The 16,224-nt window shown below is 60.4% G+C and carries 10 protein-coding genes and 1 pseudogene; 2 read left to right on the forward strand and 9 right to left on the reverse strand.

Features of this window, described 5'->3' with window-relative positions; translation table 11 throughout:
• Positions 1 to 4: 4 nt before the first annotated feature.
• The gene (locus ACPJXG_RS23490; RefSeq protein ID WP_034754516.1) at positions 5 to 976 is read left to right on the forward strand and encodes an ABC transporter permease; all 972 of its coding nucleotides are present in this window, start codon (positions 5 to 7) and stop codon (positions 974 to 976) included.
• A 420-nt stretch (positions 977 to 1,396) separates the two neighbouring features.
• Here ACPJXG_RS23490 and ACPJXG_RS23495 read toward each other — a convergent pair.
• Positions 1,397 to 1,981 (reverse strand): annotated as a pseudogene (locus ACPJXG_RS23495) (NUDIX domain-containing protein); the annotation flags it as partial.
• 85 nt (positions 1,982 to 2,066) lie between these two features.
• Here ACPJXG_RS23495 and ACPJXG_RS23500 point away from each other — a divergent pair.
• Positions 2,067 to 2,831, forward strand: a complete 765-nt coding sequence (locus ACPJXG_RS23500; RefSeq protein WP_425252494.1) for a DeoR/GlpR family DNA-binding transcription regulator — start codon at positions 2,067 to 2,069, stop codon at positions 2,829 to 2,831.
• Positions 2,832 to 2,880: 49 nt separating this feature from the next.
• Here the strand turns inward: ACPJXG_RS23500 and ACPJXG_RS23505 are convergent, their stop codons facing one another.
• From ACPJXG_RS23505 to xdhB, 8 genes are all read right to left on the reverse strand, one after another.
• A complete protein-coding gene (locus ACPJXG_RS23505) occupies positions 2,881 to 3,951 on the reverse strand; it encodes a S1/P1 nuclease (RefSeq protein WP_425252495.1) in 1,071 nt (356 codons plus the stop codon).
• A gap of 8 nt (positions 3,952 to 3,959) precedes the next feature.
• Entirely contained in the window at positions 3,960 to 5,189 is a 1,230-nt protein-coding gene (locus ACPJXG_RS23510) for a phospholipase D-like domain-containing protein (RefSeq protein ID WP_425252496.1), read from the reverse strand.
• Positions 5,190 to 5,205: 16 nt separating this feature from the next.
• Positions 5,206 to 6,891 (reverse strand): bifunctional metallophosphatase/5'-nucleotidase, encoded by a 1,686-nt coding sequence (locus tag ACPJXG_RS23515; RefSeq protein WP_425252497.1) that lies wholly within the window; start codon positions 6,889 to 6,891, stop codon positions 5,206 to 5,208.
• A 158-nt stretch (positions 6,892 to 7,049) separates the two neighbouring features.
• Positions 7,050 to 9,269 (reverse strand): TonB-dependent receptor, encoded by a 2,220-nt coding sequence (locus tag ACPJXG_RS23520; protein ID WP_425252498.1) that lies wholly within the window; start codon positions 9,267 to 9,269, stop codon positions 7,050 to 7,052.
• 672 nt (positions 9,270 to 9,941) lie between these two features.
• Complete coding sequence (locus ACPJXG_RS23525) at positions 9,942 to 11,429, reverse strand: adenosine deaminase family protein (RefSeq protein ID WP_099400708.1); 1,488 nt, start codon at positions 11,427 to 11,429, stop codon at positions 9,942 to 9,944.
• A gap of 12 nt (positions 11,430 to 11,441) precedes the next feature.
• Positions 11,442 to 12,788 (reverse strand): guanine deaminase, encoded by a 1,347-nt coding sequence (guaD, locus tag ACPJXG_RS23530; RefSeq protein ID WP_425252499.1) that lies wholly within the window; start codon positions 12,786 to 12,788, stop codon positions 11,442 to 11,444.
• Positions 12,789 to 12,797: 9 nt separating this feature from the next.
• Positions 12,798 to 13,865 (reverse strand): xanthine dehydrogenase accessory protein XdhC, encoded by a 1,068-nt coding sequence (xdhC, locus tag ACPJXG_RS23535; RefSeq protein ID WP_425252500.1) that lies wholly within the window; start codon positions 13,863 to 13,865, stop codon positions 12,798 to 12,800.
• 9 nt (positions 13,866 to 13,874) lie between these two features.
• Complete coding sequence (gene xdhB / locus ACPJXG_RS23540; protein WP_425252501.1) at positions 13,875 to 16,220, reverse strand: xanthine dehydrogenase molybdopterin binding subunit; 2,346 nt, start codon at positions 16,218 to 16,220, stop codon at positions 13,875 to 13,877.
• Positions 16,221 to 16,224 lie beyond the last annotated feature (4 nt).

Raw genomic sequence — 16,224 nt, forward strand, 5'->3', positions numbered from 1 at the left:
CACCATGACACTCGACGACTTTCAATTCGCCAGCATCCTGGTATCGACCGTGCGCAATGCGCCCGTCCTGATCTTTGCCGCCATGGCCGGCCTGTTTGCCGAACGCAGCGGCATGATCGACATCGGCCTGGAAGGCAAGATCCTGGCCAGCGCCTTCGCTTCCGCCGCCGTGGCCTACACGACGCAAAACCCGTATTACGGCATGGCTGCCGGCATGCTCGTGTGCGTCGCTCTGGCCCTGCTGCAGGCCTACGTCAGCATCACGCAAAAGGGCAACCAGCTGGTGGCCGGCATGGCGATCAACATCGCCATGAGCGGACTGACGTTTGTGTTGGCGCAATTTTTCTTCCAGCAAGGCGGCCGCACGCCCGACCTCGGTTCGGCGCGGCTGTTCGACGTGGTCTTGCCGGGCACGCAATACGTGGAGCATATTCCCTTCATCGGCTGGGTGTATGCCCATTTGATCGGCGGCCACTCCATCCTCGTCTACGTGGCCTTCCTGCTGATTCCGCTCGTGCATTGGCTGCTGTACCACACGCGCTTCGGCCTGCGCCTGCGCGCCTGCGGCGAAAACCCGCATGCGGCTGACTCGGCCGGCGTGAGCGTGGAAGCGACGCGCTACCTGGCCATGCTGGTGGCCGGCATCCTGTGTTCGTTCTCGGGCGCGTATCTTGCCATCGTGCAAAGCGGCTTCTTCCTGCGCGACATGTCGGCCGGCGCCGGCTACCTGGCCCTGACGGCCATGGTGTTCGGCAACTGGCGTCCCGTCTACACCTTCCTCGGCTGTCTGATGTTCGGCTTCTTCGCCGCCATCCAGATTCAAATTGAAGGCGTGGACTTGCCGGTCGTGGGCCGCATCCCCGGCTCCTTGATCCAGATGGTGCCGTACGTGGTTACCGTCATCGTGCTGGCGGGCTTGATGGCGAAATCCATCGCGCCGAAAGCGATCGGCATTCCGTTCGTCAAGTCCCGCTAAGTTTCAGCCTGCACCAACTAAAAGCGAAGCCCGCGGGCTTCGCTTTTTTTACGCCTGAAGAATTGCGTCCAGCGAGAAAAACACGGACAGACCCAGGCTGCGCGCCACTTCCACCATCTGGTCGGCGCCCTGGGACGCACCGCCGAGGCGCAGCACGGCATCACAATGGTTCAATAAACGCGTCGCATGCGCGTGAAATAATTCCTCGTACACGGCGTCGCCCACTTGGCTTGAACCGGCCAGCGCCAGCATGGGCAAGGCCAGCCACTCACCGAGCACGGGCATGTGGCCCCTGGCATACAGGGGCAGGCAGACGGCTTGCATGGCAGCCACATTCGCCGCCATCAGGGCGGGATCATCGCCCGTGCCGGAGCGATACGGGCCGGCAACCAGAATCTGCATGCCTTGTTTGACCGGCATCAGTTGCAGCTGCGCATGCTGCAGCAGCATGATGGTCTTGCCGTCGCAGATGCGGCCATCGGCCACCATGCGCATGGCCTGCGCCAGGGGCAGCTCCAGCACCTCGATATCCTCGCCCTCGTGCGCCAGGCCGCCGCCGTCGCCGATGCGGCTGGCCGGGTCGTACTCGGCGACAAAGAAATGCAAACGCTCCGTCACGGAACCGGGACTCATGAAGGCTTCGAAAACCTTGTGCACTTGTCCCACCCGGTAACCGGTTTCCTCTTCCACTTCGGCGCGGATGCGCTGTTCCGCGCTGGCCTCTTCCAGCAAGCCGGCCGCCGATTCGATGAGGAAACCGTCATGGCCTTCGCGGTAGGTGGGAAAGCGGAACTGGCGGATCAGGATCACCGTGCGTTGGACTTTGTTGTAGAGCAGGATGGTGGCGCCATCGCCGCGGTCATAGGTTTCCCGCGTCTGCGTCTGCCATTCGCCATCGTGACGCAGGTAGTCGAATGTGGTCTTTTGCAGCAGATACCAGTCGTGCGACAGGGTCTGCACGCCCTGGATGCGGACCCGTTCCTGCTTGCTGTTTTCTTCGCGCATAGTCTCTCCTTGTGCTTGCATGTACTTGCCTTCGCCGACTTTATCATGCAAACTCGTGCAATATCAAGAAAATACAAGAAAAACCATGCTGACACATCAACGCAAACAATACCTGCTGGACTTGCTCCAGCGCGAAGGGCAAATCGTCGCCAGGGCCGTCAGCGACAGCCTGGGCTTGTCGGAAGACACGATACGGCGCGACCTGCGCGAACTGGCAAAAGATGGGTTGTTGGAGCGCGTGCATGGCGGCGCCCTGCCCTTGCTGCCGCGCTCGCCCGCGCTGGCGCCGTTTGCGGGGCGCGAACAGATTTCGCCCGAAGCCAAGCCCGCCATCGGCCGCGCGGCGGGCGCCATGATACAAACGGGACAAGTGGTGTTCCTCGATGGCGGCACGACCGCCGTGCAAGTGGCGCGCCAACTGCCACGCGACTTGCGCGCCACCGTCGTCACGCACAGTCCATCAATTGCCGTCGAACTGGTGCATCATCCATCGATCGAGGTGCTGATGCTGGGTGGGCGCCTGTACAAGCATTCGATCGTGGGCGTCGGTGCCGCGACCGTGGAAGCCATCGGCCGCATCCGCGCCGACCTGTATTTCATGGGCGTGTCCAGCCTGCATCCGCAAGCAGGCATCACCACCGGCGATTATGAGGAAGCGTGCGTGAAACGCGCGCTGAGCGAAGCGTCAGACCGCACCGTCGTGCTGGCGTCGCCGGAAAAATTCAATACGGCTTCGCCGTTCCAGATCGCGCCCTTGAGCCAGGTCAACGATATCATCGTGCACCGCAACGTGGACGACGCCCTGCTCGCGCCCTACCGCGAGATGGGAATCGCCATCACACTGGCATGAAAAAAGCGGCCCGCAGGCCGCTTTCGAATGACATCTTACTGCGGCCAAATTACTGCGGCCAGATCGCCTGCAGCACGGCTGCCAGGTGATAGCCGCCCTCGATCAGCTGCTGCTTCGCCAGCGCCGAGCTGGGCACGGGATAGTTGTCGGGCACCGTCAAGCTCCAGACGTTGTAGACATCGCCCTTGCGACTCGTCTGCTGCATGGCCGGGCCGGCCACCACATCCGTGAAAGCAATCTTCGACGCCGCCAGCGATGCATCGGCCCACTGATACGGCCAGGTGGCGGGGTCGCCTGTGTTTGCGCTCACTACCGGCGCGCTGGCGATCACGGTGCGGGCGAACTGCTGCGGCGTGCGCGTGCTCAGGCGGCGCATGGCGTAATCGACCACGGTCGTATCCCAATACGAATGCAGGGGCTTGGTGGGCGATCTCGGATAGCTGCTGGCAGGCTTGGCCGTGCCATCCTCGGCCGGCAGCGACGCGGGAATCACGGCGTCCGACAGCGCCGTCATCTTCGCATCGTCAAGCAGCAAGTCATTGCCGCCACGCGCGTTGAAAATGGCGACGTCATCGATCTGCGCCTGCGTGGCGGGCACAAAAAACTGGCCATCCTTGCCGAGAAACGCATTGCCCACATGCAGCGGCTGGTGGATATCGCCCACCAGGTGCGTGATCAGGATCAGGGCTTCGCGCTGGCTGAAGCCGTGCGGATTGCTGGCCGCATCAGCCTTGCCTTGCAGCACCAGGATCGCCTGCTTGAGCGTTTGCACGATATCGTCATCGGCCGTGCCCACGCCATGGTCGTGATAGTGCGCGTTCTGGAACGGCACATTCGTGTAATGGTATTCGCCGTGTTTCGGGTTCGCCGCCACATACGTCAGCATTTCCGGCGATTGCGGGCCGCAATACGTGCCCTTCACGCAATCGGGCCAGTTGGCGATCTTTTCCAGGCTTTCGCCCGGCAGCAGCAACTTGGCCACTTGCGCCTGGGCAGCGCTACCCTTGAGCAATTGATCGGCGATGGCGCCCACGGCGCGGTGGCCGTCGTTGCCCCAGGCCAGGACGTTGCCGGAAGCAAAAGCGGCGCCCAGCGCCAGCACGCTCAGCAGTTTTTTCATGTTCACTATTACTCCTTGCCTTGCGGCGCGGCCTTGGCCGGCTTCGGATACTGCTTGTTGATGTCGATAGGCTGCGCATACGCCGAGCTCCACGTCTGCTCATGCAGCGCGGCAATGCGCTGCGCCATCTGTTCGTTGCGCAGCACCACTTCCAGGTTGCGCGAGAGGTCGAAATAACCGCCGGCCCAGTTGCTCGTGCCGACCCAGGCCAGCTTGCCATCGATGCTCATGGTCTTGCTGTGGATCACGCGCGCGAACGGGATGAAACCGGTCGACGCCGCGGGAATCGTCACGATACGGATGTCCACGTTCGGCACCAGAGCCAGGCTTTTCAGGTAGGCGATGGCCGGCGCTTCCGTGTTCCAGCTTGATACCATCAGCTTGATTTTCACGCCGCGCTGGGCGGCGGCGCGCACGGCGTTGTCGATCACGGCATAGTACGGCCGCGTACGGTTCGGGCCATAGGATAACGGCGCGTAGTCGAGCAGCTGGATGCGCACTTCGCTTTGCGCTTGCGCCAGCAAGGCGGGCAAGCCCGTTTCCGAGTCGCCCACGCCGGCCGGGTTATACGCATTCGGGCTGGCAAGCAAAAACGCGTTTTGCGCGTAATTGGCCGGCACCACTTTGCTGTTGAGTACGGTGGCGCGGCTGCCTTGCGACGTCAATGCCTGGGCTTGCCAATCCTGTTCGAAGATCGCCTGCACCTGGCCAACCATGGCGGCTTCCGTGATCTTCAAGCCCGTCTCATGGATGTGCTCGAACGAGCGCCAGTCGAAATTCTGGCTGCCGATGTACGCCACCCGGCCATCGACGGCCAGGTATTTGGCGTGCACGATGCCGTTGCCCGTGACTTTATTGAAATCGATCAGGCGCAAGTCCAGGTTCGGAATCGCCTTGATCTGCGCGATGGTGGCCGCTTCCGACAAGCCCACGCCCTTCTGGTCCAGCAGGAAGCGGATCTTTACGCCGCGCTGGCCTGCCGCCGTCAGGCTGGCCAGCACTTTTTCAAAAGCCGTGCCTGGTTTGCTGACGGCATAGAACTGGGCGATGACGATCTCTTTCTTGGCCGAATCAAACAGCTCGCTCCACACGGCAACAGGTTCGCGCAGGTCGGGATTGGTCAAGCTCGTTTCCACGGGCGAAGTGTGCACCAGCTCAAAGCCGGGAATGGTGAAATCCGCGTGGGCCGTGCCCGCGAACAGGGTAGTGACGAGCAGGGAAACAAATAAACGACGCATGGTTTTTCCTTGTAAATTATTTGACGCGTACGATGCGGCCGGCCGCCGTGGCGCTGCCCGCCGGCTTGCCGGAACGGGCGCGGTCGATCAGGTAATTGCTGAAGGCGTCGATGTCGCGCACGCCCGTGTCGAGCCGGCGCGTGCCTGCCGCCAGCACGGTGAAGCGGTCGCCGCCGCCGGCCAGAAAACTGTTGGCGGCGACTCTGTATTGTTGATTGTCGTCAAGGGGAATGCTATTCAGCATGATGCTGCCCGGCAGCACACGCTGCCCCTGCGGCTTGGTGCTGTCCCAGCGATAAGTAAACCCTTCGGACACTTGCAGCAGATTGCCCTCGCCCGCCTCTGCGCCCGGCCATTGCTGTTCGAGCAAGGTACGGATTTGCGCGCCGGACAGACTCACGACGATCAGGGTATTGCCGAACGGGACAACTGCCTGGTTCTGGCCCACGTTCGTCATCAGGTCGGCGCCCGCTTCCAGGTCCTTGCGGATGCCGCCATTGTTCATCAAACCGATTTGCGCACCGGCAGCGCGCGCGCCGAACAGGGTGCTGTCGGCCACCAGGTCGCCCAACGGCGAAGCGCCGCCCCCCTTGGTGCTGCGGCCCACGTTCGGCACGGCGATGGCGGCCACGGGACGCGACAATTCCGCCGCGCTGCGCTGCTTGACCGATTCCAGGTAGGCTGCGACGGCCGGGTCCGGCTCATACATGCCTGGCAGCATGACGACATTTTGCGCGCTGGCATCAACGACGGCATTCTTGACGGGATCAACCTTGAGCTTGATGCGCGTCAACATGTGACCGCCCATCTGCGCTTGCGTCACGAGGCGGCCATCGACACGGCACAGATAACCCTGGTGCGAATGGCCGCTGATGACCAGCTGGATGGCCGGGTCGAGGCGTTTCACCACGTCGACCACTTCGCCTTTCAACTGGCTGCAATCGGGCTGGTCGACGGCTTCCTTCGTCTCGCCGCCTTGGTGCAGCAGCACGACAAACACGCCCACGCCCTGCGCGCGCAGTTGCGGCAAGGTGGCGTTGATGGCGTCCGCCTCATCGCCGAACTGCAGGCCGGCAATACCGGCGGCCGTCACGACGGACGGCGTATCTTTCAGCACGGCGCCGATCAGGCCCACCTTGACGCCATGCGCCTCTTCGATGCGGTAGGCCGGCAGCAGGGGCTTGCCCGTTTGTGTATCGATAACATTGGCCGCCATATAGGTGTAGCTGGCGCCCTTGAAGTCCGGCGTGAACTTGCACGCCTTGTCGGCGCGCGACGATTCACAGCCACCGCGCTGCTGGCGCAGCAATTCCGCCTTGCCCTGGTCGAATTCGTGGTTGCCGACAGAACTGGCCTTCATGCCCAGCATGTTCATGGCGACGATGCTCGGTTCGTCCGCCCACAGCGCCGACATGGCGGGACTGGCACCGACCAGGTCGCCATTGCCGACAAAAATCAGCTGCGCATCTTCGCGCCGCCACGCCGTCAAGGCGCCGGACAAGGTATCGATGCCGCCGGCCTGCACCGTCTTGCGCTCGGCATCGGCAACGCTCGTGTAGCTAAATTTGCTGCGGTCGAGATTGCCGTGAAAATCGTTCAGGGCGACCAGGTTGATGTCGACGGGCGCCACGGGATGGGTGGCGCAACCGGACATGGCGGCGGCGATGGCCACCGCGATCAGGGATAAGGGCAGTGTTTTCATAGGCTTCGCAGCATAGCGCAAGGGCCGGGATACGGCATTGCGCAAACGGGTTAAACAAGGTCCGGCTGCACAACGCCGGCAGAAAAGAAAAACGGGCCCTGAGGCCCGTTGCAACACATCGCGCGCAGCCTGGCCTGCAGGCTGCGCGTCAGCGCCGATTAGATATCGATCGACAGGGTGACCGATACGAAGCGTGGTGCGCCCAGGTAGTAACGCTGGGTATCAACGGCCGTCGTCACACCAGGGATAGCCTGGGTGTTCTTGACGGTGGTCGAGGACGGATTGCGGTACTGCTTGTCCGTGATGTTGCTCAGGTTAAACGTCAGCTTCGGACGCTTGATGTAACCGAAGTTGGCAAAGGTGTAGCCGCCATCGATACCGAAGGTGGTGTAGCCTGGTGCCGTTTCATCATTGACCATCGATGCTTGCTGCTGGCCGGTGGCGCGCGCTTTCACGCGGGTCCAGAACGAACCATTCTGGTATTCGATCGACAGGCCGGCTTTCTTCTTCGGCGTGTTGATCATTTCCTTGCCAGCCGTTGGCAGGTACACATTCGTCGCGGACAGCATGTCGTCCTTGATCTTGCTGTTATTGAAACCCAGCGAACCGTACATTGCCCAGCCATTGATCGGCGTATTGCCGATTTCAAATTCCAGGCCCTTGTTGCTGACGCGGCCCACGTTGGTGTAGCTGCTCGCCTGCGTGATTGGATCGAAGGTGGTTGCCTGGCGATCCTTGAAGTCGACGAAGAACGCCGTCACCGAAGCGATGAACTTGTCATCCTGGTGGCGATAGCCGATATCGGTGTTCCACGACGATTCTTGTTTCACATCACCAACAAAGTTGGCGACGCCATTGACCACTTTCACGCTGGTGCCGATGTTGCCAAACACGAAGTTAGGGGGTGCTTTGACGTTTTTAGCGACAGAAATGAACACTTGATCGTCGTTGGTGATGCGGTAGCGGGCGCCAAGCTGTGGCAGCAGGGTGTTGTATTTCTTGATCAGGTTGTACGGCTTGACGTTGTTGTTTTCGTCGCCGTAGTTGGTGAAGTCACGCTTCACGTTGGGGCTGCGCACGCCGATATTGATCTTCAGCTTGTCATCACTCAGGCTGATCGTGTCTTGCAGGAAGAACTGATAAGCGGTCGAAATCGACATCCAGTTACGGCTTTGTGCTGGGGTGCCATCCGGGCGCAGGATCTGGCCGTTTTGCAACCAAGGATCTTGCGAGATACCATCATTGCTCAATGCCAGCATCGGACCCGTTTGCTGATGGCGAGCGCGTTCGTACCAGAAGCCACCGAGCACATCGTGGTTACCCGACGACCAGTTCAGCGACGCGGTCACGCCAGGACGGAAGGTCTTGGTGACGCTGGCGTTGGCGACCAGGATGGTATCGAGGGTATCGCCGTCGCCATTCAAGTCCACGCCGCTATTGCGCAGGCCGGTGGTCGCGTCATAAAAACCTTTTTCCGACTGGGCGCGCTGTTGCACGCCACCGTTACCGTAGCCGTACCAGATGTATGGCAGTACTTTCAGATCCAGATTCTCGTTCAGACGGAACTTTGCCGTGGCCGAGGCGATGGCATTCTTGAATGGATTGATGCCCAGTTTATAGAAGGCCGGCGACTGGGTACTTTCCTTTTGTTCCACACCTTTTACCGGCTTCAGATGGCCCTTGAAGGTATCGGCATAGTCGAAGTTATAACCGTTCTTGTTGATTTCAGCCAAGGTCAGGTTATTGATGTTGTTGTTCATCGCCTCGTTGTACAGCAAGGTGGCGTGAATATAGTTGAAACGATCCCAGTCGTAGTTGATACCGGCATCGATATGGTCGCGCTTGGCGCCGCCCTTGCCTTTCCATTTGTCGGCTTCAGCATGCGAAGCGGACACGAACATCTTGGTGCGCTTGTCCGAGAACAGGCCGGTGTCGACGCGCACGAAGGTTTTCTTCATGTTCAGTTGACCGAAGGTCTGCATCATGCGCAGGCGGTGCTTGTCTTCAGGATTGCAGGTATTGATACCAAAGTTGCCGCCGGTAGCGCCCACTTGTGGCGAATCGGCATCGGTCGAACCCTGGGTCACGGTTTGCGAGCAGGTATTTTCCTGGTCGACATATTCTTGTGGGTAGATGGCAAAACTACCGGAGTCATTCACCGGCACGCCATTGATCGTGGCGCCGATCTGGTCGGAGTTAAAACCGCGCAGTGTCAGGCCGCCGCCGAACAGGCCGGTTGCATCGTAGTTGTAGCTATTAACAGCTGGCAACATCTCCAGGGCTTCGTACGCATTGCCCGTTGGACGCTGCTTTTCCAGTTCTTCTGCCGTAATCGTGCTGCGTGCTTTTGGCGCATCTTCCGTCACCATCAGGCCCATACCGGTTTTTTTCGCGGTAATGACCACTTTTGTGGCTTCGTCAGCACTTTGCGCATGCGCAGTAGAAATGCCGAAGCAAGCCAGTTGGCATGCCACTGCGATCATACTTAGTCGCAATTTTGGTTGTTGAATGAACTGCATTTGAACCCCCTAGAGTGTGTTGTAACTTACAAGATTTTGACTTGCTTATATTGTGGTGAAACACGGAAACTATCCAACTAGACACGGCAGTATAAAGATCGAATATTTCAAATCCGTTACACGGATATGACCGCAATGTGACAGGAGCCGCTAGACATCCTGAATTGTCACAAAAGCGATAGCAAAAATGACTTATTCAACTCTTCGCCGTCCAACTATGCATTAAGGTCTGTAGGCTGACAAATACGTTTTTTTTTAATAATTTATATATAAAAAATATAAATCACCGCTGGAAGCCGCATTTTTTGTATCAACCGAGCAAGCTCACCTCATCGGGGCGAAATTATAGATGAGCGGCAACACTTGGAAATTGTTTCAGAAAATAATTGCAAGAAAGCACTACCAGCGCATCATTTTTTGTCGTAAAGACACAACAAAAACGATAAAAGGAGGGTTTTGTAACTATGAAGATCAGGAGCTTACGCGACCGCTAGTTGCGGTCGCGTAGCAGGCAGGAGAGGTGAAATACTTTTACGGTTTTACAACAGTTGCTTTGCGATCACTATTTGCGATCAAGGCTTCAAAACGGGTGAAACGGGCATCGAGTGCTTTCAGCAAGCGTTGCTTGTCCGCTTCCGCCAAAAACGAATAACGCAGGCTGTTGTAGGACAGCTTTTTGATTTCCGCATAATCGGTCTTGTACTGGCTGGCAAACAGCACGTATTCATTCGACAAGGTATTGCGCGAAACGCCCGCGTCATCGGTGGAAATGACGAAGGGCACGCCATACTTGCGGTACAGGGTGATCGGATGTGCCTGCCCCTTGATACCAAGAATGTAATCGTTGCTGGTCAGGTTCACTTCCACGGGAATGCCGCGCTCGCGCATTTTCTGCATGGTCGCCAGCGCATTGTTTTCGTACGCGATATCCATGCCGTGGCCGATACGGTCGGCGCCCGCCACATCGACGGCTTCGGCGATATGGAACGTCATGCCTTCCGGCGGCACCATGCCCAGCGCCAGTTCGCCCGCGTGCAGGGCGATCTTGACGTTTGGATACTTGGCCTTGAGGAATTTGAACATTTCCATGTGCAGGCTGTAGTCGCGCATTGATACGTTCACGCTTTCCTGGCCCACGATGTTCACGCCCACCAGCAGCGGATTCAGGCTCGCTGCCTTGAACGCGGCCACCATGGACGAGAACACTTGCGATGGCGACAGGAAACGCAGCACATACGCCTGGTAGCGCATGGTGAAGTTCGCATCGTCAATGCCGGCGCTGCTGGCGTTGACGTTGTCGTTGTAGGCGGTGATGCTTTTCTGGAAGCTGGCGTCTTGCTCCAGGTTTTGAGTCCAGTTGGCCAGCACGGCTTGTAACGCCGCCGGCTGCAAGCCCGGCGCCAGCACTTGCTGGTCGAACTGCGTGCTTTGCACGAATGGCGACAGTTCGAAAATCGTCTCGATATAGCTGAGGTTTTCCGCGATGGCGCGCTGCTTCAGGGTTTTCAGGCCATCGGCCGTGTTGCTCGACGCGACGGGGCCGAAGTAGCCGAAGGTGTCAAAAAAAGTGCGGTCCGGCGGCGTCTGGATGGCGCCGTGGTTATAGAAATCCTTGGTCGACCAGCGCTGCAGTAATTCCGCATACAGGCCCGCATCGGCAAACACTTCCGTGGACGACAGGCAGCCACGCTGCAAGGCCGGCTTGGCGCGCTCGGCCGCCACGACGTCCTTGTTGCTTTCGATGCGATAGGTCGTCTTGTTGACGCAATAGTTTTCCTTGTCGACCCAGTCAAGGAATTGCTCGGCGTAAATGGCGCCCGAGTAATGATGATGCAGATCACCGCCCTTGGGCATCATGGAAAAGAACAGGCTCAACTCGGCTGTCTTCGGCTGGGTGCCCGAGACCAGGGCGGTAAAATGGCGCGCGGTGGCCGCTTCGTTGGAAGACGGGGCGGCCTGCGCCGTTCCGGTCAATGCCAGCGCGGCGCCAAGCGCCAGGCCAGTGAGTTTCTTGTGCATTCGCGTTCTCGCTCAGGATAAATCGTATGGAACAACGGGTAGGTCAGCCCTGCCCCGCACATGCACGCATTGCCCGCCTGAATAGGTGGCGGCCACGGCGCGGTCGTCGCCCAGCAGCGCAAAGGCAAACAGCAATTCCTCCAGGCTTTGACAGCCAGCCGTGCGGCGCTCGAGCAGCGGCGTCGATTGCTTGTCGAGCACAATAAAATCCGCTTCCGTGCCAGCCTTGAAATTGCCCAGCGTGCCTTCCAGTTGCATGGCGCGCGCGGCGCCCAGGGTCGCCAGGTAAAACATGCGCAAGGCGGGCAGATAGCTGCCTTTCAAGCGTGCTACTTTATAGGCTTCGTTCATGGTTTGCAACATCGAGAACGAGGTGCCGCCGCCCACATCCGTCGCCAGCGACAGCAGCACTTTCGCCGCATCGGCCCGCTCGAAATCGAACAGGCCGCTACCGAGAAACAGGTTAGACGTAGGACAAATGGCGGCCGCCGAAGACGTTTCCGCCATGCGCGCGCGGTCGCGCTCGTCGAGCCAGATGCAGTGGCCAAACATGGCGCGCGGGCGCAGCATCCCGTACTGGTCATACACATCGAGGTAGCTGCGCGCCTGCGGGTGCAGTTCGCGCACCCAGCGGCATTCATCCTCGTTTTCCGATACATGCGTCTGCAAATAGGTATCCGGGTAGGCGCGCGCCAGCTCGCCTACCAGATGCATCTGTTCATTCGTCGAGGTCGGCACGAAACGCGGCGTGATCGCATACAGCGAGCGGCCGTGCTTGTGCCAGCGCTGGATCAGCGCCTCGCTGTCGCGCGCGCCCGACTCGGCCGTGTCGCGCAGGAACTCGGGACAGTTGCGGTCCATCATGACTTTGCCCGCCACCATGCGCAAGCCGCGCGCCTCGCTGGCGCCAAAGAATGCATCGACCGATTGCGGATGCACGCTGCCATACACCATCGCCGTGGTGGTGCCGCAGCGCAGCAGTTCATCGAGGAAAAACTCGGCGACGTTGCGCGCATGGGCAGGGTCTTCAAACGCGCGCTCGGTGGGGAAGGTGTACGTTTCGAGCCAAGGCAGCAGGCCCGGCGCCGGCGAGGCAATCATTTCCGTCTGCGGGAAGTGCAGATGGGTATCGATGAAACCGGGCACGATCAGCTTGCCCCGGTAATCGACGATCTGCGTGCCGGGCGGCAAAGTCGGCTGCAGTTGCGCATAATCGCCGGCGGCCACTACCTTGCCATCGGCCACGATCAGCAAGCCGTCCGCATGCCAGGCGTGCGCCTCCTCGCTAAAGGCGGGATCGGCGTGGAAGTGCAGCAAGCTGGCACGGTAAGCTTGCAATGTGGCAGGAACAATCGGCATGACTTCTTTCTATAACGGGTGAATGGCGGCGCGTAGTTGCCGCCGCAGTGGCGCGCTGGCAGAGGCCAGCCGCAGCGGTGCGGCGAGGGCGGCCGCAGCCGCTTCCTCCCACACCATCAGTAATTGACAGGCAACGGATGCGGCGATCACGGCCGGCGCCTTGTTGCGGATGCCAGGCATGCCGATCGGGCACACCATCGCGGCGATGCGCTCAGCGGGCACGCCGCGCGCCTGCAGGCGGTGCTCGAACTGCTTGCGTTTCGTGTGCGAACCGATCAAGCCGAACCAACCCACATCCTCGCGCTCCATGATGGCTTGCGTCAAGCGTTGATCCAGCGCATGGCTATGCGTCATGACAAGAAAACTGCCGCCCGGCGGCGCCATGGCGACAAACTCCTCGGGCGTATCGGTGGCGGCGATGCGCACATTATCGGGTAGTTGCGCGGGAAACATGTCTTCGCGTTCATCGACCCAGGTGATAGTGCAGGGCAAGTGGGCCAGCGCCCGCACGATGGCGGCGCCCACGTGGCCGGCGCCGAACAAGGTCAGGTGCGCGCGCGGCGCCAGGCAAGGATCGACCAGCCAGCGCCGGCCCTTGCCATCCTGAGCGACATGGGTTGCGCGCTCGCGGGAAAACGTGTCGGGTGCCTGGCCTGGCATGCCGACGATCAAGCTGCCGGCGGCATCGAACAGAACGGACGCGCTCTCGCCGTCGAGCGCCGTCAAACGCCAGCTGTCTTGCTGACGGCGTTCGCGCAAGGCGGCCAGCAATGCATGCAGGCTGGCATCGACATATTCAAAAGCCAGGTGAACGACGCCACCGCAGCATTGCCCCAGACTGGGGCCCAGCGCGAAACGTTCGAGCCGCGCATGGGTATCTGCCGTCGCCAGCATGGTCTTGGCGATTTCCACGGCGCGCAATTCCAGGTGGCCGCCACCGATAGTGTCCATTTGACCATCGAGCGTGACGCGCATCTTCGCACCCGCCTCGCGCGGTCCGGAACCTTCCACCAGGGCGACCGTCACCAGCACGGATGCCCGCGTGTCATTCTCGATTGCTGTCAGCCAGTCGCTCATCCGCGTCTCCTAGGCGCCGGCATGCGCCGCTTGCACGGCCATGATCGCCTTGAGGATTTCCTCGCTGGTGGCAGGCGCATTCAACGGTGGCTGCACGGCATGATGGCCCACGCTGGAAATGGCGTCGCGGATGGCAAAGAACACGGAAAACGGCAGCAACAGCGGTGGCTCGCCCACGGCTTTCGAACGGTGGATGCTGTCTTCCACATTGCGGTTCTGGAACAGGTTCACACGGAAGTCTTCCGGGCAATCGGAAATGCCGGGAATTTTATACGTCGATGGCGCGTGCGTCATCAGCTTGCCCGCCGCATTCCACCACAGCTGCTCCGTCGTCAGCCAGCCCATGCCCTGGATAAATGCGCCTTCCACTTGACCCAGATCAATCGCGGGATTGAGCGACTGGCCCGCATCGTACAAGGCATCGGCGCGCAGCAACTTCCATTCACCGGTCAGGGTATCGACCACCACTTCGGCCACAGCCGCGCCATACGCATAATACGAAAACGGATGCCCCGTCATCGTCTTTGCATCCCACGACAAGCCGGGCGTGGCATAAAAACCGTCCGACCACAGTTGCACACGAGCCAGATACGCCTTCTGCACCAGTTCGGCAAACGCAACGACGTGACCATTCACGTGGAGATGGTTATCGAAGAAGCGCACGCAAGCTGCCTCGCCGCCATACAGTTTGACCGCGTAATCGGCCAGGCGTTCACGGATCTGGCGCGCCGCATCCTGCGCCGCCTTGCCGTTCAGATCGGCGCCGGTGGACGCCGCCGTGGCCGACGTGTTCGCCACCTTGCTGGTATCGGTGGCAGTGGCCCGTACTTTGTCCAGGTCCAGACCCAGCTCGTGCGCCACGACTTGCATGACCTTGGTATTGATGCCCTGCCCCATTTCCGTGCCGCCATGGTTGACCAGCACGGAGCCATCCACGTACACGTGCACGAGCGCGCCCGCCTGGTTCAGATGCGTGACGTTGAAGGCGATGCCGAATTTCAAGGGCGTGAATGCCAGGCCCTTCTTCAACACGGGACTGGCCTCGTTGAACGCATCGATGGCGCGGCGGCGCGCCCGGTAATCGCTGCTCTCTTCCAGTTCGGCAACGAGTTCATGGATCACGTTGTCGACGATTTTCTGGCCATACGGCGTGACGTTGCGTCCTTCTACATCGTTGCGGCCGTAGAAATTGAGCAGGCGGATATCGAGCGCATCGCGTTGCAAGTGGCGGGCGATTTCATCGATCACGTACTCGATGGCAATGGCGCCCTGCGGCCCGCCAAAGCCGCGGAAAGCCGTGTTCGACTGCGTGTTCGTCTTGCCGCAGGCGGCGCGGATGTCCACGTCGGACAAATAATAGGTGTTGTCGAAGTGGCAGACGGCGCGCGTGGCGACGGGGCCGGACAAGTCGGCCGAGTAGCCGGCGCGCGTGGTCATGTCGACCTTGGCGGCGAGGATACGGCCATCGTCGTCGTAGCCCACCTCGTATTCATAGTAGAAACAGTGGCGCTTGCCCGTCACCAGCATGTCGTCGTCGCGGTCGGCGCGCAATTTCACGGGACGCTTCAGTTTCGCCGCCGCGATCGACGCGGCCGCCGCCCACAGGGCCGACTGCGATTCCTTGCCGCCAAAACCGCCACCCATGCGCCGGCATTCGACGGTGATGTTGTGCGAATGCACGCCCAGCGCATGCGCCACCACGTGCTGCATTTCGCTCGGATGCTGGGTCGAACACAGCACCAGCATGCCCTGCGCTTCTTTCGGAATCGCGTAGGAAATCTGTCCTTCCAGATAAAACTGTTCCTGCCCGCCTACATACAACTGCCCCTTGACCACGTGCGGCGCGCCCTCGAACGCTGCCTGGTAATTGCCGCGCGTCAGCTGCATCGGCGGCAGCACATACGATTGCGCGGCCTTGGCCGCTTGCGGCGTCATGATCGCGGGCAATTCCTCGTACGATACCTGCGCCAGGCGGGCGGCGCGGCGCGCATGGTCATGCGTATTGGCCACCACGATGAAGATGGGCTGGCCCACGTATTGCACCAGTTCCGCAGCCAGGATCGGGTCGTCATGGATGATGGGGCCACAATCATTGGTGCCGGGAATGTCCTGCGCCGTGTAGACGGCGACAACACCGGCAGCAGCGCGCACGGCCGACAAATCCATGGCCGTGATGCGCGCATGGGGCTTTTGCGACAGGCCCAGTGCCGCATGCAAGGTGCCTTGCAATTCGGCGATATCGTCCGTGTACGTCGCTTGCCCCAGCACATGCAATTGCGCCGATTCATGCGGGCTGGGCTTGCCCACGGCGGCCCAGGTGGCTGCTTGCAATTCGGGCGTGGCAGGATGGTTCATGCTG

Origin of the sequence: Janthinobacterium sp. NFX145 (assembly GCF_049810325.1) — a bacterium.
Classification (GTDB): domain Bacteria; phylum Pseudomonadota; class Gammaproteobacteria; order Burkholderiales; family Burkholderiaceae_D; genus Janthinobacterium; species Janthinobacterium rivuli.

What these genes read in the sequence shown, in the direction of transcription:
- xdhB (WP_425252501.1), bottom strand. Translation starts at nt 16,220, where the DNA reads ATGAACCATCCTGCCACGCCCGAATTGCAAGCAGCCACCTGGGCCGCC.
- ACPJXG_RS23520 (WP_425252498.1), bottom strand. Translation starts at nt 9,269, where the DNA reads ATGGGCCTGATGGTGACGGAAGATGCGCCAAAAGCACGCAGCACGATT.
- ACPJXG_RS23505 (WP_425252495.1), bottom strand. Translation starts at nt 3,951, where the DNA reads ATGAAAAAACTGCTGAGCGTGCTGGCGCTGGGCGCCGCTTTTGCTTCC.
- ACPJXG_RS23490 (WP_034754516.1), top strand. Translation starts at nt 5, where the DNA reads ATGACACTCGACGACTTTCAATTCGCCAGCATCCTGGTATCGACCGTG.
- ACPJXG_RS23515 (WP_425252497.1), bottom strand. Translation starts at nt 6,891, where the DNA reads ATGAAAACACTGCCCTTATCCCTGATCGCGGTGGCCATCGCCGCCGCC.
- ACPJXG_RS23525 (WP_099400708.1), bottom strand. Translation starts at nt 11,429, where the DNA reads ATGCACAAGAAACTCACTGGCCTGGCGCTTGGCGCCGCGCTGGCATTG.
- guaD (WP_425252499.1), bottom strand. Translation starts at nt 12,788, where the DNA reads ATGCCGATTGTTCCTGCCACATTGCAAGCTTACCGTGCCAGCTTGCTG.
- ACPJXG_RS23510 (WP_425252496.1), bottom strand. Translation starts at nt 5,189, where the DNA reads ATGCGTCGTTTATTTGTTTCCCTGCTCGTCACTACCCTGTTCGCGGGC.
- xdhC (WP_425252500.1), bottom strand. Translation starts at nt 13,865, where the DNA reads ATGAGCGACTGGCTGACAGCAATCGAGAATGACACGCGGGCATCCGTG.
- ACPJXG_RS23500 (WP_425252494.1), top strand. Translation starts at nt 2,067, where the DNA reads ATGCTGACACATCAACGCAAACAATACCTGCTGGACTTGCTCCAGCGC.